General features: G+C 60.0%; 22 protein-coding genes and 1 pseudogene. 3 read left to right on the forward strand and 20 right to left on the reverse strand.

Features of this window, described 5'->3' with window-relative positions:
* Window positions 1–25 precede the first annotated feature (25 nt).
* The 17 genes from P6U16_RS25845 to P6U16_RS25925 form a co-directional block, all read right to left on the reverse strand.
* The gene (locus P6U16_RS25845) at window positions 26–280 is read right to left on the reverse strand and encodes an MBL fold metallo-hydrolase (RefSeq protein WP_277704255.1); all 255 of its coding nucleotides are present in this window, start codon (window positions 278–280) and stop codon (window positions 26–28) included.
* Window positions 277–837: a hypothetical protein gene (locus tag P6U16_RS25850; protein ID WP_277704256.1), complete on the reverse strand. Its 561-nt coding sequence runs from the start codon at window positions 835–837 to the stop codon at window positions 277–279. The genes P6U16_RS25845 and P6U16_RS25850 overlap by 4 nt, the downstream gene beginning before the upstream one ends.
* Before the next feature lie 77 nt (window positions 838–914).
* The gene (locus P6U16_RS25855; RefSeq protein ID WP_277704257.1) at window positions 915–1,388 is read right to left on the reverse strand and encodes a hypothetical protein; all 474 of its coding nucleotides are present in this window, start codon (window positions 1,386–1,388) and stop codon (window positions 915–917) included.
* Window positions 1,381–1,914 carry a hypothetical protein gene (locus tag P6U16_RS25860; protein WP_277704258.1) on the reverse strand — a complete coding sequence of 178 codons (534 nt, stop codon included), beginning with the start codon at window positions 1,912–1,914 and terminating at the stop codon, window positions 1,381–1,383. Before P6U16_RS25860 ends, P6U16_RS25855 begins: the two co-directional genes overlap by 8 nt.
* Window positions 1,908–2,357: an AAA family ATPase gene (locus tag P6U16_RS25865; RefSeq protein WP_277704259.1), complete on the reverse strand. Its 450-nt coding sequence runs from the start codon at window positions 2,355–2,357 to the stop codon at window positions 1,908–1,910. Before P6U16_RS25865 ends, P6U16_RS25860 begins: the two co-directional genes overlap by 7 nt.
* Window positions 2,281–4,272 carry a hypothetical protein gene (locus P6U16_RS25870; RefSeq protein WP_277704260.1) on the reverse strand — a complete coding sequence of 664 codons (1,992 nt, stop codon included), beginning with the start codon at window positions 4,270–4,272 and terminating at the stop codon, window positions 2,281–2,283. Before P6U16_RS25870 ends, P6U16_RS25865 begins: the two co-directional genes overlap by 77 nt.
* On the reverse strand, window positions 4,269–7,034 hold the full coding sequence (locus P6U16_RS25875; RefSeq protein ID WP_277704261.1) for a hypothetical protein: 2,766 nt from the start codon (window positions 7,032–7,034) through the stop codon (window positions 4,269–4,271). The genes P6U16_RS25870 and P6U16_RS25875 overlap by 4 nt, the downstream gene beginning before the upstream one ends.
* A 343-nt stretch (window positions 7,035–7,377) precedes the next feature.
* Complete coding sequence (locus P6U16_RS25880) at window positions 7,378–7,848, reverse strand: hypothetical protein (RefSeq protein ID WP_277704262.1); 471 nt, start codon at window positions 7,846–7,848, stop codon at window positions 7,378–7,380.
* 84 nt (window positions 7,849–7,932) lie between these two features.
* On the reverse strand, window positions 7,933–8,568 hold the full coding sequence (locus P6U16_RS25885; RefSeq protein ID WP_277704263.1) for a lytic transglycosylase: 636 nt from the start codon (window positions 8,566–8,568) through the stop codon (window positions 7,933–7,935).
* Window positions 8,565–9,947 carry a hypothetical protein gene (locus P6U16_RS25890; protein ID WP_277704264.1) on the reverse strand — a complete coding sequence of 461 codons (1,383 nt, stop codon included), beginning with the start codon at window positions 9,945–9,947 and terminating at the stop codon, window positions 8,565–8,567. Before P6U16_RS25890 ends, P6U16_RS25885 begins: the two co-directional genes overlap by 4 nt.
* A 41-nt stretch (window positions 9,948–9,988) precedes the next feature.
* Window positions 9,989–11,701: a hypothetical protein gene (locus P6U16_RS25895; protein WP_277704265.1), complete on the reverse strand. Its 1,713-nt coding sequence runs from the start codon at window positions 11,699–11,701 to the stop codon at window positions 9,989–9,991.
* 255 nt (window positions 11,702–11,956) lie between these two features.
* On the reverse strand, window positions 11,957–12,208 hold the full coding sequence (locus P6U16_RS25900; RefSeq protein ID WP_277704266.1) for a hypothetical protein: 252 nt from the start codon (window positions 12,206–12,208) through the stop codon (window positions 11,957–11,959).
* A gap of 127 nt (window positions 12,209–12,335) precedes the next feature.
* Window positions 12,336–13,040 carry a TfuA-like protein gene (locus tag P6U16_RS25905; RefSeq protein WP_277704267.1) on the reverse strand — a complete coding sequence of 235 codons (705 nt, stop codon included), beginning with the start codon at window positions 13,038–13,040 and terminating at the stop codon, window positions 12,336–12,338.
* A complete protein-coding gene (locus P6U16_RS25910; protein WP_277704268.1) occupies window positions 13,037–14,251 on the reverse strand; it encodes a YcaO-like family protein in 1,215 nt (404 codons plus the stop codon). The genes P6U16_RS25905 and P6U16_RS25910 overlap by 4 nt, the downstream gene beginning before the upstream one ends.
* 54 nt (window positions 14,252–14,305) lie before the next feature.
* Window positions 14,306–14,524 (reverse strand): hypothetical protein, encoded by a 219-nt coding sequence (locus tag P6U16_RS25915; protein ID WP_277704269.1) that lies wholly within the window; start codon window positions 14,522–14,524, stop codon window positions 14,306–14,308.
* Window positions 14,525–14,556: 32 nt separating this feature from the next.
* A complete protein-coding gene (locus tag P6U16_RS25920; protein WP_277704270.1) occupies window positions 14,557–16,452 on the reverse strand; it encodes a hypothetical protein in 1,896 nt (631 codons plus the stop codon).
* A gap of 111 nt (window positions 16,453–16,563) precedes the next feature.
* Complete coding sequence (locus P6U16_RS25925; protein ID WP_277704271.1) at window positions 16,564–17,025, reverse strand: helix-turn-helix transcriptional regulator; 462 nt, start codon at window positions 17,023–17,025, stop codon at window positions 16,564–16,566.
* 357 nt (window positions 17,026–17,382) lie between these two features.
* Between P6U16_RS25925 and P6U16_RS25930 the strand changes: the two genes are divergently transcribed.
* Window positions 17,383–17,682, forward strand: coding sequence for a hypothetical protein (locus P6U16_RS25930; RefSeq protein WP_277704272.1), 300 nt, complete (start codon window positions 17,383–17,385; stop codon window positions 17,680–17,682).
* A gap of 224 nt (window positions 17,683–17,906) precedes the next feature.
* On the opposite strand, the gene P6U16_RS25935 is transcribed toward P6U16_RS25930, so the two are convergent.
* The 3 genes from P6U16_RS25935 to P6U16_RS25945 form a co-directional block, all read right to left on the reverse strand.
* Window positions 17,907–18,443, reverse strand: coding sequence for a hypothetical protein (locus tag P6U16_RS25935; protein ID WP_277704273.1), 537 nt, complete (start codon window positions 18,441–18,443; stop codon window positions 17,907–17,909).
* Window positions 18,401–19,987: a P-loop NTPase fold protein gene (locus tag P6U16_RS25940; protein ID WP_277704274.1), complete on the reverse strand. Its 1,587-nt coding sequence runs from the start codon at window positions 19,985–19,987 to the stop codon at window positions 18,401–18,403. The genes P6U16_RS25935 and P6U16_RS25940 overlap by 43 nt, the downstream gene beginning before the upstream one ends.
* A gap of 772 nt (window positions 19,988–20,759) precedes the next feature.
* Window positions 20,760–21,521 (reverse strand): hypothetical protein, encoded by a 762-nt coding sequence (locus P6U16_RS25945; protein ID WP_277704275.1) that lies wholly within the window; start codon window positions 21,519–21,521, stop codon window positions 20,760–20,762.
* 427 nt (window positions 21,522–21,948) lie between these two features.
* Here P6U16_RS25945 and P6U16_RS25950 point away from each other — a divergent pair, with 427 nt between their 5' ends.
* Together P6U16_RS25950 and P6U16_RS25955 are read left to right on the forward strand one after the other, a co-directional pair.
* The gene (locus P6U16_RS25950; protein ID WP_277704276.1) at window positions 21,949–22,542 is read left to right on the forward strand and encodes a DUF6088 family protein; all 594 of its coding nucleotides are present in this window, start codon (window positions 21,949–21,951) and stop codon (window positions 22,540–22,542) included.
* Window positions 22,535–23,551 (forward strand): annotated as a pseudogene (locus tag P6U16_RS25955) (nucleotidyl transferase AbiEii/AbiGii toxin family protein). Before P6U16_RS25950 ends, P6U16_RS25955 begins: the two are co-directional and overlap by 8 nt.
* Window positions 23,552–23,627 lie beyond the last annotated feature (76 nt).

Below are 23,627 nucleotides of genomic sequence, written 5' to 3' on the forward strand. Positions count from 1 at the left end.
TCGAGCCCGTTAAACCAGATTTCGCCTATTGTCGCCTCCCTGGATCGGCCAGGAAGGCGAGCAGGCCCTCGATGTGATCGGCATCGACATGGGTGAGGATCATGAGATCGATCGTCGGCCTGCCAGCCCTCGGCGGCAGAGACGCCAGGAAGGCCGGCAGCGCGCCGGTGCCGGCGCGTGCGCGGCCGCCGTCAACGAGCAGGCGGAAGCCCGCGGCCTCGACGAACAGGCAATCACCGTCGTCGGCGCAGAGCATGGAAATTGACACCCTGTCGCTCATTGGGCCGATGCCCGAGGGCTGCCGATCACGCCGATAAGATCGATTTGCGGCATGACGAAGGGCATGGCGAACAGGGCGGCGTTGACGAACAGGATGACGAAAAGCAGCCTTGCGTCGAGCCAGGGGCTGTGGATGCGCTGGTCCTTCAGGCCGGCGATGAAAAGCTCCAGTTCCGCAATCCGATCGCGCTGTTGCCGCGACGGCTTCGGCGCCGCGTCACGCCATTGCCTGAGATCGTCACACGCCTCCTGGAGTTGCCGCTCCCGCGCCGCCCGGCCGCTGGCGCCGCCTTCGAGATCGCGTACGCGCTTTTTGAAATTGCGGGCGGGAATGAAACCTGCGACGACGAACAGCGTCATCGACACGAGCCAGAAGATCAGGAATTGCCGGCTCCACAATTCATAATAGCCGGCGGCGAAACCGAACTGCCAGACGAGCGACCAAGCGGCAAACCAGAAGCACAGCACGAACAGCGCCACGACCGCGAGCACGTGAATGCTTTCGAGATTGCGTAGCGCCAGGCGGGCTTGCGGCGAGGCTAGGCTCGAAAACGCCATGCAATGCCGGTCCATGATCCGGGTGAACTGGGCATAGCCGACCAGCTGTCCGAGGAGTGCGGCGATCGGCAGCGAAATCAGCGGTACGCCGATGACGACAAGCGGCGCGAGCAGGGCTCGACCGCAGCGGAGCCGATCAGCGATCCAACAACGGCGATGACGAATATCCCGGCCGCGGTCAACCGTGACCAGCGGGTGACGGTCTTGCTCAGGTCATCGAGAAAGGCGCCGAGTGTACCGGACTGGCCCGCCGGAAAAACGAAGGCCGCCGCGTCGTTGAATCTGCGGATCGCCTTCTGCAGCTCCTGGCCGAGCGAGGCTGCCCTCCAGCCAACGACGATGATCGGAATGCCGGCGACGATCGGCATCACGTCGAACGGAAAGGAGGGATTGCTGTTCAAGAGCGTCAGCACGTCCATCATCCCATACCAGACCAGCGCCCAGATCAAGGCGGCGAAGACATAGATCCAGATTTGGCGCGAGACATGGCGGGTGGCCTCGGTCAGGGCGCCCGCCACTTGGCCGGTCCACAGTTTCAGCCGCTCAGCCATGGGAGATCACCGTAAGATCGGCCGGCAGGAACAGGGCGCCGATACGCGGCAGCCGGGCGATCTCCGGTCCCCGCTTCTTCTTCAGGATGCCGACGAGGTCGATCTTTTCCTCCGGATCGGGATATTCGCTGGCGAGCACGAGCCATTGCCAGAACTCCGCGATGGTCGGCTTCCGGGCGAACTGGCCCTCCATTTCGGCGAGGCTGCTCCAGAAGGCCGCGCCGGCTTCGACGAGCGAGCCATCGGTTTCGGCGACGGTCGCCGCGCCGCGATAGCCCTTCAGCCGCGTGCGCAGGATTTCCAGCACCGTTTCAGGCCCGATCTCGATATGGTGGGTGACGCAACGCCTGAGGAACGGATCGGGCAGGCGCCGTTCGGCATTCGACGTAATCACCAGGATCGGTCGCTGTTTCGGCGGGCCGATCGTCTGTCCCGTTTCCAGGATGGTGAACTTCATCTCGTCGAGTTCCTGCAGCAGGTCATTTGGAAAGTCGCGCGGCGCCTTATCGATCTCGTCGATCAGCACGAGATGGGGGTGGCGTCCTCGCCGCCAAGCCAGCCGAAGGCCTTGCCGAGGGCTTCGGGCGTGACGAAGTCGGATTTCTCGACCGCCTTGCCGGGGATCTGGCTATCGCGAAACCAGGAAACGGCGTCGAACTGGTAGCAGGCGTCGCGCGCGCGGGAATCCGAGCGCACCTGGAACCGGTGGACATGGGAGACCGGCAGGCCCAACTGGGCGGCGAGCCAATAGGCGGCAAGCGTCTTGCCCGAGCCCGGCTCGCCGGTGAGAAGCAGCGGCCGGCCGAGCGTCAGGGCGACGTCGACGGCCGCGCGCAAGGGCGGCGAGGAGACATAGCCGACGGCGCGCGTCGCATTGCTTTCGACAAAGCGATCAACGCGCTTTTGCCGCTCCAGTAGCGTTGCGTCCCTGTCTTTCGGATCGCGGCCGATCAGTGCGAACGTCTGCATCAGTCTCTCCTTTGCGCCTCTCTTGCACCGCTTTGCTCGGCCATCTCGTCGAGCCGTGCGAGCAGATCCCTGAAAATCCCGTGCGTGGCCTCCGAAAGCTCCCGGCTCGTGTCCTCGATCGCCATCGGGCTGACATTGTAGAGCCGGCGATAGCGGGCGAGATGAGCCTTGATCTCGGCGGGCGGCACAGCGCCGAGCTGGATGATCCGGCTTCCTCCGGCAGGTCGGGCGATCCGCCCCGTTCTGCGACGAAACCGAAGGCGAGCACGATACGCGGCGCCGTCGGGACATCGGCGAGGTCGCTGCAGATCGCCGTCCAGATCGCGATATAGGAGACGATCAGCGCCGCGTCGCTGAAGCGGAGCGGACCGTGCAGCATGGTGAAAACGCCGCGCCGGCCGGGCGACGTGTTGAGAATGATGCCGCGTATCTCGTCGAAACTCACCCTCTGCCTGTCCCGGCCGCCAAGGCCTATGAAGATCGCCGCGAGCATCTGGGCGTCGCGATCGGCGCTCCCGCCGGGAAAGACCGACGGCTGCAACTCGACAGTGAGGAAGACCGGCTTCAAGCCGGGAAAGCGTTCGAGCATCACGTCGCGGGCGCGGTCGGCGAACAGGACCGGGCCCTGTTCCAGCGCACCGCTCCAGAACAGCAGGGTCGGTGCCTGCGAAGAGGTGGAGTCGGCTAGCGCCCGGTTGAGAGTCGCCTCGATATCGGCGAGCGCGTCGGTGCGGTCGACGCGCATCGGAAAATCGCCGACGGCGTTGTTGACCTCGGCCACCCGCTGCTCTGCCCCGAGTGCAGTCCAGTCGGAAAATTGGGCGGCCACCACGGTCGAGGCCCAATGGCCGCTACGCATCCAATCGGCCGGGCAGTTCCGCAGCACTTCGCGAATGGCGACTGGCGGCGAGAACCTGTCGACGATCACCGATTTCAGGCCGGCTTCGGCAAGCTTGCGGCTGGCATCCATGCGCACCACCGTGCGCATCGCCACCACGCAGGAGGCGGTTTCGGCAAAGACGCTGAGCGCGCTGTCCTGGATCGCCGCGGCGCCGAGGCAGGCGTTGAACCAGACGAAGGGCGGGCGCCGCGTCGCCCGGACCACGGCGCCGATATCCGACTGGATCTCGTCGACCAGCATCCACTCTTCTCCGCCGTCGAGGCCTTTGGCCTCGAACTGGAATTTCGCCCCGAACCCCGTGGTGGTGCCGTGGCCGTAGAAATAGATGATGTCCGGATCAAACCGGTCCGTACAGAGCGTGGAGCGGAACTCGTGGTAGCTGCGCACTGTCCTGATATTGTCCGGTGCCCGGCACACCTCGTAGTGCGGCTGCAGCAGCGCAAGCAGCGCCTGCCGATGGGCGGCGGCGCCGGTATTCTTCTCCGCCTCCGGGTGAACCACTTCGGGCATGACGAGCAGCAGCCGCGGCGCAGGCGGTTGCAGGATCTTGTAGCCCCTGTGGCGATCCGCCGCCTGACCGGGACCGGCATCGACGGTGATAGCGACGGGATCGGCGAGGTCGCGCGCGAGGAAACTGCGCTCGCCCTTTCCGCTGTCGGTCAGCATGGCCCATGGCAGCTTGCAGACGAAATCGGCGAAGCCGGCGCTGGTGGAGGCGTCGACGACCGGAACGATATGAAGCCAGGGGCCGATCTCGAACGCCATAGTGCCGAACGTGCTTTGCCACAGCGCCTCGCCGATCTTCTTCTGCGCGGCGATCCGCATGTCCCAGACGCCGTTTTTCAGGTAGTCCTCGTCGAGATAGCTATCGAGCAGCGACTTGACGTCCGGGACGGAGAGATCGTCGAGGCGCATTGAGGGCGACAGCGTGCTGTCGTGCCAGCTACGGTCGATCGGATGCCTGACCTGGATCCGGCCGCCCAACTCCCTGATCTCAATGACGGTGCGCTTCATGTCGCCACCTCCGTCGTGGCGGTTTCGAGCGTGCCCAGTGGCGTCGGCGACTGATCGTCCGCGCGGCTTTCGGGCTCCGTCGCATCCGCCAGTTCGTAGAGAAGCGAGCGGATCTCCAGGTAGAGCCCGCTGCGGACGACCAGGCGGCGCCGCTCGGCATTGATGGCGACGACGGCGAGGCCGTCGCGCACCGGGTCGATCGAGGAGAGCGTCAGTAGGGACTGCTCGAATTGCAGGCCGCCTTTCGGCGGCATCAGGCCGACGACGTCGAATTCACCGTTCGGGCTGGTGGCCGCGACGCTGAACCCGGCGGGACTGCCGCCATCCAGCCCGGCTTTCAGGTCGGGAAAGACCGTGATCCATTTCGGCCGCCATGGCAGCGCGCCGTCGAAGTCGGAAGGCGCGGATCCGGCGGGCACGATCCGGCCATCGGCGAGCGCGGCAATGACGGCCGCGGCACGGCTGTCCGGGCCGGCGGAATCGGCCAGCACGGCAATCGCCGCGCCGAACTCGGCGATCCGCCGCGGCCTGGCGGAACCCTCCAGTACGCTGCACTCGAACACGTCGCCATTCTCCAGGCCGCAAAGCACGGATCCGCCGCGGGAAAAGACGAGCGCCGTGACGGCCTGTGGCAATTCGAACGTCTGAGAGCGACCTTCGCCCACGGCCGGCGTCACGGTCACCCGCGACGCGCCGCGGGTAGCGCAGGCGACGAAATCGGCGACGGGGCTGAGCGCCAGCAGCGGATCGGCCCCAAGCTCGATCTCGAGCGCGATCTCGTTGAGGCGCAGTTCCTGGGCCTGTTCCGGTGCGAATGGGAGCGGCAGCGCAAAACCAACGAGGCGCCCCGACCGCGCCGCCAGGACGCCGCCCGACATAGTCTGGCCAAGGACGCTGCTCTCGATCGGCGTGGTTTGAAACGTGTGGATTGCGGTAAAATCGCGGCCGGCGAGCCCTAGCCGTTCGAGGTCATCGGTCACCCGCAGCGCAAAGCGGCCGCCGCTGACGGCATCGATCAGGGCGAACGGTTCGCGCCCCGGCGTCACCATCAGGAACGAGGCGCCACCCGGCAGGAAGGCGGCGAGCGCACCTGCGTCCGATCCTATCCGCACACGGATTTCCGCCGGCCCGACCGACCAGCGGGCTCTGACGGCGTCTTCGGCTTCCTCTGCCGCATCCTGGCGCAACAGGTCCTTGAGGGCGAAGGGCTTGCTCATGCGGCCGGTAAGATGGACCGTACCGGGCTGCCTCGACCCGCCCGACGGGCGCAGGCTTCCGGTGAAATCGTTGATCGCGTCCCGGTCGACGATCCCGCTCTGGCGGATATGGCCGATATCCTGCAGCGCCCGGTCCTGGCGCGGGGTGAAGAGTTCCGCCTGGGCGCGGGTATAACGCCACAGCTCGCCGGCGGTGATGTCGTCAGGCTCGGTGCCGAACGCCTTGTCCATGACGGCGAGGAAGGCGAAATGCTGCTCCCGCGAGATCGCCGTCGCCCGCGACAACAAGGCGCGGCGGATATCCGGCGCAAAGCGTAGGCCCTCGCGCCCGGTCCAGCTTTCCGGCAGACGGGCGAGCAGCGAGAAGGCCAGGGCCTCCCCAGCATGGGCGAGCTTCGGATGCGCCTTCCTGAGCTTCTCGGCGAGCGCGAAGGAAATCGGCTCGACCATTGCGCAGGCGCTCGCCCATTGCGCATGTGCCTCGCTGAGGTGATGGAAGACGGCCGCGCCGGCAGGCGGTTGGGCGATGTTGCGGATCGCCGCCCGGTCTGGCGCGAAGGCAACCGCCAGTGCCTGGCGAAGTGCCGGCCCCGTGGCCGGATGAACCGGAATGCCTTTGTTCTCGATCAGGCCGTGCCGGGAATCCCACAGACCGCTTTCGTGATAGTCGAAGGCGATGACCGGGCCATGCTCACGCCATTCCGCCAGCGCCGCGAGATCGCCGCGCGACAGGCGCCTCAGATCGCCGAACACAGTCGTCACTATCCACGCGCTACGCTGGGCGATGGACTCGACCGTGGCGAGGACGGCGCCTGCGACCCCCGTGCCGCGATCGGACCTGGAGAATGAACCCGAATAAGCGACCCATTCGACCGAGAGACCGCGCTCTTCGAGCGCGGTGCGGAATTCCACCGCGAGCGTGTTCCAGCTGCGGGCCTCCGCGAAATCGTCGGCGAGAACGACGATGGTCGGCAATTCCTTGCGCTGGCCGAACACCAGGGCATCCCTGTCGCCCCGCGCGCGCCGTTCGATGGTGGCACTGAGATCGATATCCTGGCTGCGGCCGGTCGGCCGGTAAGAGATAAGCTCAACGATCTCGGCAGCGAGATGCGGCTCGAGGAAGCGCGGCGGCAGGCCGCCGAGCGATCCGGTGCGAAACACGGAGCCGTCGCCGATCACCGTCGGGGGCAGTGGCAGTGGCACGCCGTCAAACGCATCCTCGTTGCAGCCCCGCCGCAGCTGCAGGTAGAGGGTTAGGAAGGTTGCGACGGCGGCGGTCGCAACCAGCGCCGATGCCGTTCCGTGGCGTACCAGGAGCGCGAGTTCCCGGCCTTCCCGATCAGGGCCGACCACGGTCAGGTCGTTGCCCACCGGATCGCACAACACGCCGCCGATCGCATCGAGGATCAGCTTCAGCCGCGGCCTGGCATCGAGAGATGCGAGTATATCGGGAAAGGCGATGGCGAAGGCGGAGAAAAGCAGTATCGGCAACAGGGCCCATGAAAGCCACTTGGCATACCGCCGCTCGAACAGGCGGGACAGCAAGGCGCCGAGCCGTTTCGTCCATGACTCGGGGGCGGCTTGACGAAGGGCGGTTTCAAGAAGGGCGGCTTGAATAAGGGCCGCTCGAGGAGCCCCTTGGACAGGCTCTCTTGCCGGGCGGTCGGCGCAGACAGGATTTCGCCGACGAGCGCGGCGATTAGCGCGCGGTGTTCGGCCCGCTTGGCCAGAATCGGCGTGAGGACGGCGACAAGCTCATCCTTCGACCATTCCTCCTCGAGGGTGAGAATGGCCGCCGCTTGCTCGAACTCGAAAATGCCCACGCGGATGCGCATTTCGCGCAGGCGCCAGATTAAGGCCTGGACGAGGCTGTGAGCGACCGCCGTCTTCACTTCGGCGATCCCCCGCAATCCCTGGCGATCCCGTGCCAGCGCAGCAGCAAAGATGCGCCCGCAAAATCATTGGTCATCGGCCGGCGATCTGTTCCCTTTTCAAAAAATGGTAGTGCGGCCATCAAACCGTATAATAGCAAAGTCGCCACAAGCAGTGCTTTATCAGCGCCTGGAAGACCAAATACGGTTCCCTCATTAAGACGGAGCCCCGATGCTCTCACAGTTAACAAGATTGCGGCGGCCCCTAGTAGAGAAGGGATATTCTGAGAATTATTGACCCAGCTAAAATTCTCTCGCCGGCGATCGTCGAAGTATCTTTTACAAATTTCGCGCAGGGATTCTATATAATTCAGTAGATGACGCACGAATGAATTAAAATATTCAATTTTAGTAAAATTCGGTTTACAGCCTGGCCGATTGAAGCTTTTTATATTGTTGAATTTATTCAATTCCAGGTGTTCCTTCATTTCCGGCGCCTTGTCGTACCATGCTTGCTCGCTGGCGAAATCGATCCCATCCTTGCGGGCTTATGCAATAAGGCCCCGACTTCCCTAGCCTCGGTGCTCCGGCCTCAACCCTTCATGTAGATGAACCAATACCTTCGCAGTCGCCTCGCCGACAGTGATCTTGCCGTCCCTGTTGGCATCGAGGCCGTCATTTGCCTTGTAATTCTTGCTTGGACTCTCGTAGATCGAGGTGCCGTCTGAACTGCCGAAGAAGGCGGGCGCTAAAATTGCCATGTATACGTCCGACAGCTTCTTGAAGGGCCGCCCCTTGGCCCATCGCTTCATATACTCCTCGACGAAATCGAGTTGGCGCAGTTCGGTCATGGTCGCGAGTTCGGCGACCGTGGTGCCGAGATCGGCCGCGGCGATCGGCGTGAACTGGATCAGCCCCGTCGCGGAGCCTCCGGCAAGGTTCTTCTGCTTCGCCGAGAAACTGCGCGCCGTCTCGAAGGACATCGCCGCCATCAGGTAATTCGCGTCGCAGTCCATGCCTTCACAAATGGCGATCACCTTTTTCTTGAACTTGTCATCGCCAAATTTCTTATCGACATAGTGTCCCCACGCGATGCCCTCGCCAGTCGGGACCACATCCGACCCCGGAACATCCGCGTCGCCGCCGAGCGGCGGCCCGAACCAGCGGATCGCCGCGACTTCAGCGCGGTCGAAATCTGATTCTTTCACCGAGTTGCTCTGGTTGCCGCCAAGCAGTGTAATCTTGCCCGCAACGCCGCTCTGCTTCGGGGAATAGAAGCTGACATGACCGGAGCGCGACCCATCCGGTGGTGGCGACATGACGACGACCGCGCCGGGGGAATTTCGGCGCTGCCGAGCGGGATCGCCAGATTGCCCCATTTTTTCCAGTTGGCTGCCCAGGCGGGGTCGTGGACAATTGTATTAGCGACTTGATGGCCAACTTCCTTCATGCAGAAAGCTGCAAACGCGCCGCACCAGGCCAGCACCTTGCTCGTTGAAAGATTGGTCGCGCCGAAATACTCGAGCACCTTTTTGGTGCCGGCTGTGCTGCTCTCTGTCAAGACACCGTTCTGCCATGGGTCGCCCTGTTCGCGCAGCGCGATCTCGAGCCAGGGAGCATCGCCGGCAGTTATTGGCAGCAGCTCGGGAACATGTACCTGCATCAGCTTGACGGCGTCGGCGAGCAGCTGATCGAGTTTAGCGTTTACCGCGGCGTAGAAATCGGCGACCGTGCGCGGTCCCGCGGCGACGCCCTTGGCCTCGGCTTCCGCCTTATCGACTTTGAACACATGATGGTTGTGGCGAAAGATCCGCTTCATTTCTGCTTCGCGAAGATCGTCGAGGTTCTCGACGATCTCGTCTATCCGGGCATCGACCTTGCCTGCGATCTGCAACTTGCGCAGTTCGATGGCGGCGAGCGGTGTGACGACAGCGGCAATGAACACATCGGAATAGGTCGGGATGTAGGGACCGGTCTTTTCCGGCTCCGCATTGGTGCCGGCGCCGTGGTCATGATTGGTGATCGCCTCGCTGATAATACGCGTATCTTCCCGCGTCAGGAAGGCAGCGCCGCGGATCTGGTCCGAAACGTTGTCGCGATCCTCGGCAGTGAGCTCGGGATCCCTCGCATTGTCGAGATATTCGCTCCAGCGTGCCGAAGTGATCTGGAACGGGCCGACCGAATCGGTGCCCGGAGTAATGTTGCCGACATTGGCGAGGCCGGATTCATAAAGCGCCAGCGCGATCAGGTAGTCGGCGTTGACATAGTTTGCGCCCGTATCCGGCAGCGCGTTGACCCACTCTTCCGCCCGCACGCAGCTAGTCAGGAACGCCCAGGGGATGATCGGCGGCCGTTCGGCCGCTTCCGCCAGCTCGAGAAACTCCACCGGCAGCCAGCAGCGTCGGACATCGCTCACCATCCGAAACTTAACTCGTCGAAGGGTTCCGTCCACCGTAAGCGTTTCGGCGATAGCGCCGCGCGGATCGTCTTCCACGATGCTGCCCACGGGGATGCGTGGCGGCACCTTGGTTAGCGCTGGTGGCTCCCCTTCGAACGGGAACTGCGCCTTTGTCAGTCTGTGGAACATGGTCGCCTCCTCCACCGCTTTTGCCACCCGCCCCCGTTCGGCTAGTTAAGCATCCGTTCGAGATCAGGTGTGAACTCCGTATTCAGGAACGCCTTATCGCCCGACCGGAATGCATCACCTCCGATCTTCCGTTTGATCTCTGCGATCTTCGGGCGAAGCATAGTCAATGTGTCAGCGTCCGAAATCTCGACGGTTACGCCATGTTTCTTAGCTAACGCACTCAGGTCGTCGCGCAATTGCGCTAGAGCCTCCGCGTTCGCGGGATCGTTCTGGAAGATGCTCCGCTCCAGGAAGTTGGAAAATTGCGGATCGCACTCTGCGAACGGTTTCGGCTGGCTCGCACCAAATGTGTTCATGATCGCGCTCTCGACATTCGCCGATAATTCGCCAGTCTCAGCCTGTTTTTGAGTATACTGGTAGGCACGGATCCCCTCGACGGTGCGTGGCCCGACCTTGCCGTCGGCCGGCACACAAAGGGCTTTCTGGATCGCTTCAGCGATCCTTATTGAGGTTGTCGGATTCCCTCTGCCTTGACCGCGATCCGGCTTGAACACTGTCGTGTTGGACGTGATCGTCCCCACTACCGGCAGGTCGCCGAACGAGCCACCTGCTCTTGGCATCTCACCCTGTGCGCCCATGGTGGAGAAGTCGTTGACCTTCGCTTCGATCGCGAATGGCAGGCAAAGGCGTGTGTAGGACCTTAGCGCGTGCTCGGCGTCGGGTTTGCTGGCAAATTTGAGGCGCTGCTCTTGGATGTAGCTGCGGAAATCGTAGCGGCCCCTGAGCACGATCGAGTTGATGGTTGAGGATTCTATCTCGAGCAGCAGTCTGCTATGATAGTTCTCCACGCTCTTGGTTAGAAGCTGGAAGGCTTGGCCGACGATGGTGATCGCCTTGGTCCCTGCATTGACCTGGCCTAGTATCGCCGAGGTCGCCGCTGCGGTATCGCCAATCTGGCTGATCCAGGGCCCTTTTGATCGCTTGCGATTGTCGAGCCATTGCAGATAGGCGTCGCATCGCCGGTCGATGTCGTTCATGCCCTGCTGGACAATCAGGTTCCAGCTATCGACTTGGCAGCTAGCGTTTGGCGCGTAACTCTGGCTGGTTGCCTGCCGGCAGAGATAGCTGAAATACTGGTTCTGTAATGATTCCGTCCGCACTAGGCCCGGCGCTGTCAGCTCCGATCCGATGCCGTTGGTGAGGTAGTTCTGCTCGCCGTCCTGGCATCCGGCAAGCGCCGTCGCGGCCACGACCAGAAAACCACCGCGGATCGCTAATCGTGGCAAGTGCAGACGACGAAATACTCGTCGTCTTTTGTCGATGGCGGAAGGTTGGCGCGGATATTGCGTTTCTTGTTCGACAAATCGGTTGGGGTGCTTCGGTAGACAGCACGTGACTTGCCCGTGACGAGCAGTCCCGAGCCAACTCATCGGGCTCCAAAATGCCTGTCTTCGCTGGGGACAAGTAAAGAAAATCTTGATTTGAACTTTGAGGCAGGCCGGAACCCAATATGCAGCCATAAGTAGAATTAGCGCAGTCGCAAGTCTCATGTCCAGCGGCGACACCGCGGTCACCACGATCAACAATGCAAGTCCTAAAGTAGACAGAAGAGTAGCGGAAGCACTTGATAGAACTGCTACAGCGTTGAGTATGCCGATGAAAGTCGGCTCAACATTTTCTTTTGTCTCTACACCAGCGCGCGATCCAACAACTTGACCAGTCCCATCAGAGAAAATCAGTATTGATTTTGGCATGATTGCCCCCGGCACCTTGCTATTCGGTCTGCTTCAACGCGGTCTGATGTTTGGTCGAATAAAAATTCCAATGTCCGATGGCCGCCACTGCGTCATCTCGATCGCCAAAAGACCCAAGCTGCAGATCTTTGGCCCTTGGCCGAAACCTCGACGCAACTCGCGCTGCAAGCAGTACGCCTTTATTATGTGGTTCCCGAAGCAAATATCCGCCGGTCCCGGCTTGGGAGACGCAGAACCGGCTCGCCAACGGCGATGTTAGTGGGACGCTCCCGAGATGAAGCTCGGCGCGTGATCCTCATGATCGGCGCCTTCTATATCGCCGACCCCGCATTTACTGATCTCCTCGACCAGCGAGCCCAAAGCCAGATCGAGGCAGTAGGTCGAGAACTCAAGCTTGAGATCCTTGGCGCTGTTACGCGCATAGGTGACGAGACGTGCGAGCGAGACCAGCTCTCGCGTGCGATCGTCGATTTCGTCAGCGGTTTGTTCAAGAGTATCGAATACCATGATCAGTCCTTCATTCCTTGGCAAAGTGCCTGTAGTGAAGGATAATTTAGAAGTTCGGGAATTGCGCGTGACACAGGCGTGACACAGCCTCTAGTGCGGTACTGGAACTGTTCACAACCACGAACCGCTAGAGAATGTTTCGCCATTGCGCGGTCGAGGCAAACTCCCAATCCAGCGGCGCCGGATGCCGTGCGTTTTCAACGGCTGCGATCGTGTCGAGCAGCTGCAGTGCGTCAAGCCGCTTCTGGTTGACAGCATTGACCCGCAACAGTTTCTCCAGGCGTGTTCGCGACGCGTGTTCCGGCAGGTTGGCATTGGTGACGATGGTCCGGTAGGTCCGGTCCTTGAAGAACAGTCTTTCGGCACTCGCCCTCAGGCTCGCATACTCGGTGTCTTCAAGTTCACACCGCGGTAACAAGTGATCAAGGGTAGCAAGGACGTTGACCAGGGGTTCCGACAGCGACAGGTAGCTCATTTCCGGCGGCCCGTGGATCTGGGCGACATCGGCATCGTCGATCAGATGGCCGCTGGCATATTGCTCATAGATTTTGCCGACGCCGATCATTCCAAAGGCAGCACATTCCGCAGCCCTCAGAGCTCCCATACTGCTGGCGCCATAGACGCGAACGCCGTTCGAGAGGGCAAAGAGGATTTCCTTGTGCCAGACCGGAGCGACATCCTCAAAACAACCATCGATCAAGCCAATGACTGTTGCACCGTCATTGACCGCAACGAGGATATCCCGGTGCTTGGCCGGACCGCGGATTTCGATGCCATCAGGAACCAGGCTTGTTGCATCGGGAAGTGTCGGTCCGACAAAGACAATCTTCATAGCGAGAACAGTGCCTTCGAAATGGCCCTTGGCCCAAACCGTCGCTTTCGTGCCCCTGGCGGGTTTTCAAGGTCCGGAACCAGGACTTTGGCGACCGAGAACGGGAAGTCCGGCGGTGTCAATGGCACCATGACCACCGAGCCAATAGATCTGCTTCGAAGATGCCTGAGGATACTGTCGAACATTACGTCCAACTGGACAGAGCCGGTTGTCTTCTGGAGAGGCATTGCCTTTGGGTGCGCAGCGAAATAGCTCAAAATCTCCAAGGGTAGGGGCCGTTTGAATATCTCCGGATAGATGTCGTCCCGCGCGCCGCTGATATAGGTCAGCCGTGACTGGATCGCCTCCGTGATCGCCCGGATAGCGGCCCGCACAGGATCGGGATGTGCCCCGCTTCCCTTGGTCACGTCGATAAAGCGAGGATGGCTTTTTGTCGCGATCGCGGTCGGCGCCAAAAACGCGGCGAAACACGCGATGCCGATATCGCTGGTAATGTCGAACAGTCGAAGCACCAGAGCCGCGCCATCGATCCTGCCGACAAGGCCATCAATAACAGGATCCTGAAAGCCGAAGGGGTCACAGCAGGTCTTAAGACGATGTTCTGCGTCCGCAATGTTCCACAGGGTTTCCGCATCCCGTTCGATGCGTTCCAGCACCCCATGGAAGCTTGCCTCCTGGAGCGTATTCCCGGATGCCAGGCCATCGGACGACTGCCAGAACCGAACGACCTCCGGGGTGCGGTCGAGAACAATAGCCTCACGGGGAACCCAGGTGTTGGATTTGGACAGAACGTCTGTCCCTCGAACCCACTCGATTGTCTCTTCGTCTGTTATGTCCATCTGCCCCTGGGCGATCAGGCCATCGAGACTGTTGACCGCTTGCCGCTCTGCCCGGAGGCTTGCCCGTGTTGCAGCGATGGTGTCGATCGATGGATTGCCGGCGATGGCGCGCTCAAGCGCCTCCATCGTTGCAGAAACCCTGGCATCAGCATCGGTGATGCCCTTCCCATGATGGATGACGATGGAGCGAGCATTCGGAGAGACCGCGCTCCAGACCGGAACCCCGATCGTGTCGAGATCCGTCAGCCGGGAGACACGCGTGATCCCATAACTTGGCAGGAAAGGTGTGATGCGACTGAGGGTCTCGTCCGCCGAACAGATGCGGTCCGAGTAAATGGGGGAGGGGGCGGTGGCCTCAGGAGGTTCCGGCATAGGTATTTGATCGTTCAGCAATACCATCGTCCCAAGGCCACGCCGTTCGCTGGACTATCCGTCGAGATGACCGGAGAAGGCGTCATCTGCTGATTTCACGGCGACAGAAAAATTCACGCCTTTGATGATCGCGGCTCCGCCGGCGCGCAATTTGCTTGCCGCTTCCAACGGGCTTCCCGCCGGCGGCTGAAACGGGGTGACCGTGCCCGCATCAAGATCTGCAACCCATAGACCGGCTTCTCCGGGTAGTCCGAGAACGACGACTTTTGCCATGTTTTAAATCCTTCTCTGTTGGAAAGCGTGTTTTAGAAACCTGCTTTTCGCAGGCCATCACGGTAGTGATCTCTCTGCCATTGCTCCTTCAGGGGAACGACAGCCAGCCAGGTATCAACATCGAAGTCGGGATTGGTCTCGCGGGCCTTGCGCACGAAGCTCTTTGCCCGCTTCTGATTGCCAAGCATGGCCCAGCTTGCGGCCGAAAGGCGATTTGCAAGCCCGCTATCGGCCATGCCCTCAATGTAGGACAAGGCTTGCTCGTATTCTCCCAGGCAGTAACTCGCTCCGGCTGCCGTCCAGAGGTAGACATCGGGGCTGAGCGGGTTGAGGTCGATGGCCTTTTCGATTTTCTCAAGCGCTCGGCCGGGCTTGGACGCATGAACGAGGGTATCGGCATAATCTGCGGCAACGTCGGCGTAATGCGGGCTTAGCGTCTCGGCCAGTTCCAATGCCTCGACGCTTTCATCGATGCCACCGAGAAGTAGTTTTGCAACACCGAGTTCTCTGTAGCCGCCGACCATGTCCTGGCCGGCCGCTATCGCCTGGTTGGCATGCTTTTCAGCTTCTTTCAGAAGCTGGGTGTCGCCCCGCGCTGTAATCAGCCATTCGCGGGAAAAGGTTCGCGCAATGCCACTTAACGCCGGTGAGAAATAGGGACTGTCGTGTAGCGCTGCCCGGAATTCCTTGCGGGCACGGCGGATGTCGGGAAGACCGAGGTTCTTCAGGTGCCGCTGTCCCAGCAGATAGTGGTGGTAGGCCGTCGGGCTGCGCTCGAAATACTCCCGCGCCAGCTCGTTGCGCTCGACCTGGCCCGTGATCGCCATGGAAATCCGGCGAGCAATCTGCCGGCGCTGGGCAGCCAGATTGTCTTTCTCCATGTCATAACGGTCGGCCCAGATGACCTCGTCGTTTGCAAAATAGATCAATTGCACGAACAGGCTGCGTTGGGCGCCGTGGCCGGACAGTTTCGTGTCCAACACGTAGGAAATGCAATGTTGTGCGATCGTGTCGGCTTTGTCGGAATGCCGGCCGATTTGAGCTGCCGTATAGGGGGCGACCACGGAAACGGATGTCAGGGAACAGAGCGCAATGGTGACGTCTTCTATGAGTGCATCGGCGAAAGGCAAAAAGGGTTGACTGCCGGGAACACTCTCCACAGGCGGCAGCAGCACCAGCCTCGGGATGGGGCGCTTGAGACCACTGTCCGCCTTGGCGACAGATCGGTCTCCGCTGTCCTGCTGTGAAGCGGACACGCTACCGCGCTGCTTCTCGAAGACCTTTCTGACAACGTTCAACGCATGAATGTCGGGGCCAAGTGTCAAGTCGCCCCATAACTTCTGTTTCTGGCCATCGAAAATGTTGCGGGCGGCCTGCACTTTTCCCTCTGTGGAATAGGTCTCCGCAAGCACAGAGACGATCACCTCGTCATCCGGGTCGTGCTGGAAGATCCGCAGGGCCGCATCCTTGACGAGCGCGATGTCTGAGGCGGATTTCGCGACCGGAATCGCCGTCATCAAAGTTTCGCGCAGTCGGGTCAGGTGCTGCTGCTGCTGCTGCTTGACCCATGATGAGAGGCCATCCCCTGTGCTCTCGATGCTTTCGAGGAACAGACGGCCGAACAACCCGACCAGCGCGCGCAGATCGCTGAGTGCATCCGAAGAAGGGGGCGTCTGCAGGCCAGCGGCGTCACATTCTAACGTCCTGTCATCGAGCTTGATATCGGACGCCGCGATCTTGATGAAACAATGACCCAGCTCCCGTTGTCGGGCCTCTATTCGGGACAGTGTCTTGCGCAGATTGGTATAGGCCTGCGCAGGTTCGACCTTGTCCCACAACAGCCTCGACACAGCCGACCGCGATTGCGCACGCTTTGGATGAGAAAACAGGTAGGCAAGGATGAGCAAGCCCTTTTCGGGAAAGGACACAGCGTTCCCCGACGGATCCAAAAGCCGCACGTCCCCCAATGTCAGCAGCCTGAACGCCATTGCTCCCCGCGATGGTTCCGTGATCGTTGCTCTGAAAACCAGGTGTGGGACCTAGCTGTTCAATGTGGCTTCCGTGGCTGAGCGACCTTCATTGGCCATCAATACAGGCTCATCCCTCTGCGCCATCGCCTTCACCAGCGCCACAATCTTTTGGCGGATCTTGGGATCGGCAATGTTCAAGAAGGCCTGGTTAAGGGCCATGCCCTCGCGCGACTGCAGGAATTGAGAGACGTCATTCAATCCCTGGAAGTTTGCAAGGCCGCTGGTGTTGATCGGTTCGTCGCTTTCCTGGTGAAAGAAGAAGCTAGGCGTTACGCCCATGACTGTGGCAATCTTCTGCAGGCGGCTGGCACCGACGCGGTTCGTGCCTTTCTCGTATTTCTGCACCTGCTGGAACGTGATGCCAAGCTCGTCACCCAACCTCGTCTGGCTCATCTTCAACATCATGCGGCGCATTCGGATACGCCCGCCGACATAGACATCGATCGCATCAGGGATTTTCTTCGGGAACATGGATGGACTCCTAACTAGGCCGGGTTTCATGCCCCCTGGAATGGCGCTGCGGTAGCAGGTCGGGTGACACGCATTCAATTTTCGCAGCTTGTATTGAAATTAACAAAAATTCAACCTTTAGTATGGGCAGGTTTCGGAATTCAACATATCTCTTCTGTAGGCCACGCAGAGCCTCGGGCGCTCTTGTGCCGCCTTTCGACGAGTATGAATTGTAAGAGGCTCTCGAGTTGCATGATCGCATATGCGCAAAAGCAACCTCGAATGGTTGGGTGACGTGTGCGGACCCTGTACAAGTGGCTGCATCAGCCAAATGAAGCCCGTTTATGGAAGCGATGATGCTTTTGGAGGTGCCAATCGATGACGTCTTCCATCCCCCATTTTGTCAGTGAGCTATACCGGTCGGCTAACGAGGTCGCAAAGCTGTCAACGTTCGAACGCCGGCGCCTGGTCGAGCGCGCCGCAAGCGTGATTACCGAGCAGAGGATACAGCTAGCGGCAACTGGCAACGTCGTATCCATCTCCTCAGGCGTAGTCGCAGGCATCGAGGCTATTCTTCCGCAAATCGACGACATGCCAGATCCGCTCGCCAGCCACATCCTTCTGGAATGCGCGGATGAAATCCGAAAACTGCATATCCTGAGTGCGAAGACCGGGTGATGGGGGCCATGGCAAGAAACAGATGCTGACAGCAGTGTAGATAGAGACAATCTTTTCGGTTGCAACTTTCTCCGGAGCTCGAAACTATCGCGAGAACTGAAATTCACATAACTCGGAATTATCTGTCTTGAATGGGAAACCGAGCCAACGGTAGCATCTATCAAAGCCTTCGGCCCCGGCTATCCAGATCAACCTCCGACTGATACTGGACGTCCGTGTGTCTCTTAGAGATGAGCAGGTCGGTCGACACCTTCGAAACTGTACCGACGCGCGAGCTCGGCATAGTATTTCAGATCGGACCCGACGGTATCTGGAGACTTATCCTGTTCGAGAACTGCAATGACCGCCCTCACCGCCGAAGGTACGACCTTGCCGGTTTCCTCGATTTCGCGATACGCTTGGTCGAGGGGTTCGCCGTTATCGAATGCCGAAACGAGGCGATCCCAGACATCGCCATGGCCAGGTGAACCCGTCGTGATGGCGAGTTGCGCCATGAGCCCGCGATAGCCACCTTCTTCGAGGCGCCTTGCCTCGTCGCTCCGGAAACTGGCTTTCACAACTCGATAAACATTGACGAAGCGGAGGGCGCGGCGTGGGGTATGCCCGGCCCAAGGCGCGATCTTGCGTGCGAACGCTATCTCTTCATCGGAGAGTGTCAGCGCTTCCACGTCCGGCTGAACGACTTCCAATGTCCCACTAACTTCGAAACTCGGCGCAGTTAATGTACCGTTGAGACTGATGGTCGAGCCGGTGGTGGGCAATCGATCCCCGTTGACCACCGAGGAGCCTCCTCCATGATTGGCGCGTTTCGCGTTTCACCGAGATCAATGGCCGCAGTGGGGGCGGGGGTTTTCCTCACCGATTTGCTAATAAGTGACGCCGCCAGTTCACTGCTTGCCTCCGGTGTCATCGGACGGACCCAGTATGGAACCTGAAATAGCTTCTCAAGATAATCAGATGGCGTGGCACTTCCAGTGCCTGCGCCTGCGGTGATGAGCTCCTTATACTGGTCTTCGAGCGACCTGCTTACCCAGCGCGTATCGACAGCGACCACGACCACGAACAATGGAAATGAAAGCAGCAAGTGAACGGCCTGCAGCACCTGGACCACTTTGTCGGGAGGGCAGCGATCCAGATCATCCACGTAGAGCACGATGCGATTGAAGGTCTCGCTGTTTTTGACAACGGGTCGCTCTGTGGTGCGCACAAGCTCGGCCTTTTCCTCCGCATGCAGCAGCTCATTTGTAGAGGATATCTCGATGAGCCGTTTAACACGATCTGTGTAGTCCTGGTCGTTCTTCGAAAGATCACTCTGCGGACTATCACCTGCCTCGGCCATCATCGCGGAAAGCTGAGTGAAGTCTTTGCGAATGCTTGCGATCAGACCGAGATGCTTTGAATAGTGATCGTTGGTCGCACGCTCCCGCACAAACCTCAGAAGCCTATCTCTGCCCGTCTCTTGCTGGTATTCTTTAGTTGTCTGCGCCAATTTTTCGCTGCTGGCCTGGAACGCGGATCGTGCCTCGGATGCTTCCGACGTCGATTTCGCGAGTTTTTCTTGCGCCTTTTTCAATCCATTCTCGGGTTTCTGCAACTCGGCGCTGATTGCCGTTTCAAGCGTTACGTCGAACTCGTCAAGTTTGGCCACACCAGAGCGAACCTCTTTGAGAAGCCATTTCGCCTTTGCCGCCAACAAAGTAGCAACGCCGCCTGCTCCGGAGATAAGATTGAGAAACGAGCCTCCAGAGGCACCCAACTGAGCGCTTATCCATGTGACACCAAGGGGCACAAGCAAGACGATGGCCAGGATCATGATAAGGCTCGGCCATCGCAACAACCGACCAAGGAAGCCAGCCAGAATGACCGTGCCGCGTTTTGTCTCGCTATGAACGTCCCGCAGAGTTTCGCTCAACAATCTAGAATCGTTAACGAGATCGTCCAGCCCGGCCTTTTCTGCCGCGTCTTTGAAATCCCTATTGTCTATCTCTTTCTTGAAAGTTTCCTCCACCGCCTTCCAGAAAATCCTTGGGGTCGGCTTGAAGTTCTGCTTGATAACAGCAAGCTCGCTCTCCGCGGCTGATAGGCGAGCAGCGGCCTCCTTCTGATGTTGACGCTGCGTAACAAGACGCTCCGCTGCTTCAAGGGTCAACTCGCGCGCCGTTGTTAATTTGTCGAGGATCGTGTTGTCGGGCGCGCCCTCATTTCTTTGCCGCGACCATCGATCGAGCTCCGTGAAAATATTGTCGACCAGGCTCGCCCAGAGATTCATCTCCACGTAGTGCCAAGCATTGAAGCGGATCTGCACGATTCCGGGTAAAAAGTGTCGGAAGCCTTTGAGTGCGGGTCTTCCGCCAGCTTAGAAAGATAGGCGACGTGCTCATTTATCAGTCGCATGAAATATGATTTGCCCGAGCCCCATTCACCGAAAATGCCGAACGCTAGGGGAGTTGTAACGTTTCGGGCTGCGGCAACGCGCGCAAAAGCGTGAGCCTCGTCGGAGACGCCGAGTTTATCGATGAGATCGGCTCTATCAGGAGAATCGCTACCGAGATCCGCATATGCCTGGGTTCTTCGCCGTAGGTCCGGACTACTATTCGGACCAGAGCCGACAGAAGTATCAGTGTCCCCTGATCCTAGGACGGGATTGTCCTCGACAGAAACGTTGAGTGCGTTCGCCCAGGACTGCCATTCGCCTCCGCCTTCCTTGATCGTCAACACGACTTGCCGCGGTATTTCTGCAGCTGGAAGCTCGGAGATCTGCAGATGATCAGCTGAGCCGACCTCGCGGAGAAGCGCCACGACAAGCGCATCGGCTCCGAGAACGTGCCCTCGGGCAAACCATCCATCACCGTTCGCGACAGCTTTCGTCAACAAACCTAAGGCTTGCGGTGTTGCCGTGGGCACTAACCTAGATTGTAACCTCCCGTCCGCGGTCAATCTGTTCGATGGCTCAATGGCTTGAAAACGAGACTCGCTAACGAGCTGCGCAATGCTCACTAAGCCCGCTTCCTCACCTTTCAGCGTGGCCCCAACCGAGCGCCCCACGATAGCGGCCGACATGACGAGCCGCTCGACATTTATTTCCCCTGATCGCCAGAAAGATGATTGAGTTGCGACGCAGTCCGAAGCATTCGGGCGGCAAGTGTTGTCACGTCTTGAGCACCCACTGACGAGAGGATTGCGTCCATGTCGGCGGTCTCGGCTTCCTGATCCGACGCCGGACGGGACTGTGAAGCATGAAGCACACGTTCCCAAAGCGACGCAGTCTCACCTAGCCGGGGTGTGACAATGTGTTTGATGAACTGGTTTTTGATATCCTGAAGAACTCCGGTGTCGAGCGTCAAGCCAAACAGCGCCATAACCTGGCCGGCGAGAAAGCCGGTTTGGAGCATTGCGCCGACGAGATGCCGGGCTTCGAACTCCGGTCGGCCGGTCGTCTCAACGGCCATAGCTTGAGCCACCGGAATTAACATCCGAACGTTGTCTGTGAGATCCACAGAATAACCGTCAGCCAATCGGGCAAATACGTTCTGCGGCCCCAACTGAAGATGAGACATTACCCTTTGAATGTGATCTGGGCCGACCCTAACCTTCAACCACTCAGCCAACCACGCAGCACTTCTTTCTTCAGGCGCACCGTTATTGTCAGACAGCCCTGAGGCAACGATACCTAGAGTCAAAGATCGTCCTCGCAAGAGAAGGGTCCGATTTTCGGCATCGACGTCAAGGAAGTGTACTGCCTGATCTAAGACTGGCATTAGCGGTGACAAGCTGCCAGGTGACGTCGAAAACAGCTCGGCGACTCTTTTCGTTAAGCTGTCCCAATCCGGCACCTGCATGATTTCCTCGTTCGCTCCCTCACCCGTTAAAATCGTTATCACAAATCAGGTCGAGTTGTAGAGCGAGGCACGTGACTAACCTGGCCGAAGCCAAGCAGACCGTGGGGGAAGCGAAAGGCTCCAGGGGGCGCATACGGTTTAATAACCATCTCAATTATTTGGCGCATGATGGGGGGTACGGTAGTTAAGCTAGACGCAGCGCAGCTTAGCTATCTCGATTATTATTGCGGAGCGTTTGACAAAAATCAGCGAAAACAACGCTTAATCGCGATGATCGTAGGTGGCAGCGGTTCAAACCCTTTCAAGGCGAGTGGACTGAATATGATGGTTTGCTCGATACGGGGGCTCCGCTGATCTAGCCAGACAACAGCAAGCCACCGATTGCAAACTGTCAGAAAACTGTGTATATTTCTGACAGGAGATCAACATGCAACCATTGAGCGAACAGATTTTGGAGCATGCGGGCGGTTTGCCCGAGGGTATGCCCGTGTCCGCGAAGAGCTTGCTTCACCTCGGCAATCGGGCTGCGGTGGACCAGGCGTTGTCGCGCCTCGCGGAGCGCCGCCAGCTTATCCGCGCTGGTCGTGGTGTCTATCTGCGTCCCGTCACGAGCCGGTTTGGCACGCGGTCGCCTTCGGTGGAGCAGGCGGTCGAGGCGCTCGCCAATCAGCGCGGCGAAGTCATCGTGTCCAGCGGTGCGGCGGCCGCCAACTCCCTTGGCCTCACGACACAGGTTCCGGTCCGCTCGGTCTATTTGACCTCCGGCCGCACGCGGAAAATGCATCTCGGCAAGCAGGTGGTCGAATTGCGACACGCACCGCGCTGGCAGCTCGTCCTGGCCAATCGGCCGGCCGGTGAGGCAGTTAGGGCGCTGGCTTGGCTTGGTCCCGAAAAGGCCGAGGCGGCGCTGTTGGCTTTGAAGCGCAAACTTCCGCAGACCATCTTCAACGAGCTGGTGGCGGCGGCACCGCAGCTTCCGACCTGGCTCGCGCGCAACGTGGGAAAGGCGGCGCATGGTTGATGCATTCCTCACCCTTTCGGCCGCGGATCGCCGCGAAGTCTTGGGCGTCGCGGCGGACCGGTCCGGTCGCCCGGCGCATCTGCTTGAAAAAGATGCCTGGTTGGTTTGGGCGCTTGCCGTCCTTTATGGCTCGCCGCTGGGTGAGTACCTGGTCTTCAAGGGCGGCACGTCTCTATCGAAGGCCTATGGCGTTATCCAACGATTTTCCGAAGATGTTGACCTCACCTATGACATCCGCGCGCTTGCCCCTGACCTGGTGGGCGACCACGGTGAGGCCTTGCCGCAGACCCGGAGTGAGGAAAACGCTGGTCCAGCGAAGTGCGCAAGCGACTGCCGGAATGGGTAGCGGGCACGGTGCAGTCGGTCGTCGCCGAAGCTATTGCCAGAGGATCGCTCGCCGCCGCGATCCGCGTCGAAGACGACAAGCTGTTCATTGACTATGAGGCGACGACGGCTGGCTCGGGCTATGTCGCGCCCATTGTAATGCTCGAATTCGGCGCGCGATCGACGGGCGAGCCAGCCAGCTTTCGCGACGTTGTTCTGCGATGCTGCCGGCATAGTCGACGGGGTGGACTTCCCCTATGCTCGGCCGAAGGTGATGCATGCAGAGCGGACATTCTGGGAGAAGGCGACAGCGATCCACGTCTTTTGTCTCCAAGAAAGGCTGCGCGGCGATCGCTTCGCGCGGCATTGGCATGATGTTGCGCGCCTCGACGAAGCCGGCTTCGCGGGCTCGGCCATTGCGGATCGCGAATTGGCGAACGCCGTCGCTCGACACAAGACGATGTTCTTCTCGGAAAAGGCGGCCGACCGCACGCCGATCCATTACGCAACCGCGGTCAACGGTGGTCTGCAGCTGGTCCCGGCCGGCGATGGTGCAAAGGCACTAGAGGAAGATTATGCCCGAATGGTCGAGGACGGGCTTTTTCAGGAGGACGCCGAGCCTTTCGCGGCGCTGATGGAGCACTGCGCTGACATCTCGGCGAGAGCGAACGATAAGGCCGAATAAAAAAGCCTGGGAGAGGATGTTGTATACAGGGGCACAGACATGAACGGACGAGTCGCACCACCTGCGGCGATAATCC

It is taken from the genome of Rhizobium sp. 32-5/1 (assembly GCF_029537235.1).
Taxonomy (GTDB): Bacteria; Pseudomonadota; Alphaproteobacteria; order Rhizobiales; family Rhizobiaceae; genus Pararhizobium.

Coding starts and splice junctions, on each gene's coding strand:
- P6U16_RS25845 (WP_277704255.1), bottom strand. CDS start 280: ATGAGCGACAGGGTGTCAATTTCCATGCTCTGCGCCGACGACGGTGAT.
- P6U16_RS25850 (WP_277704256.1), bottom strand. CDS start 837: ATGGCGTTTTCGAGCCTAGCCTCGCCGCAAGCCCGCCTGGCGCTACGC.
- P6U16_RS25855 (WP_277704257.1), bottom strand. CDS start 1,388: ATGGCTGAGCGGCTGAAACTGTGGACCGGCCAAGTGGCGGGCGCCCTG.
- P6U16_RS25865 (WP_277704259.1), bottom strand. CDS start 2,357: ATGCAGACGTTCGCACTGATCGGCCGCGATCCGAAAGACAGGGACGCA.
- P6U16_RS25870 (WP_277704260.1), bottom strand. CDS start 4,272: ATGAAGCGCACCGTCATTGAGATCAGGGAGTTGGGCGGCCGGATCCAG.
- P6U16_RS25880 (WP_277704262.1), bottom strand. CDS start 7,848: ATGAAGGAACACCTGGAATTGAATAAATTCAACAATATAAAAAGCTTC.
- P6U16_RS25890 (WP_277704264.1), bottom strand. CDS start 9,947: ATGTTCCACAGACTGACAAAGGCGCAGTTCCCGTTCGAAGGGGAGCCA.
- P6U16_RS25895 (WP_277704265.1), bottom strand. CDS start 11,701: ATGCCAAAATCAATACTGATTTTCTCTGATGGGACTGGTCAAGTTGTT.
- P6U16_RS25900 (WP_277704266.1), bottom strand. CDS start 12,208: ATGGTATTCGATACTCTTGAACAAACCGCTGACGAAATCGACGATCGC.
- P6U16_RS25905 (WP_277704267.1), bottom strand. CDS start 13,040: ATGAAGATTGTCTTTGTCGGACCGACACTTCCCGATGCAACAAGCCTG.
- P6U16_RS25910 (WP_277704268.1), bottom strand. CDS start 14,251: ATGCCGGAACCTCCTGAGGCCACCGCCCCCTCCCCCATTTACTCGGAC.
- P6U16_RS25915 (WP_277704269.1), bottom strand. CDS start 14,524: ATGGCAAAAGTCGTCGTTCTCGGACTACCCGGAGAAGCCGGTCTATGG.
- P6U16_RS25925 (WP_277704271.1), bottom strand. CDS start 17,025: ATGTTCCCGAAGAAAATCCCTGATGCGATCGATGTCTATGTCGGCGGG.
- P6U16_RS25930 (WP_277704272.1), top strand. CDS start 17,383: ATGACGTCTTCCATCCCCCATTTTGTCAGTGAGCTATACCGGTCGGCT.
- P6U16_RS25945 (WP_277704275.1), bottom strand. CDS start 21,521: ATGCAGGTGCCGGATTGGGACAGCTTAACGAAAAGAGTCGCCGAGCTG.
- P6U16_RS25950 (WP_277704276.1), top strand. CDS start 21,949: ATGCAACCATTGAGCGAACAGATTTTGGAGCATGCGGGCGGTTTGCCC.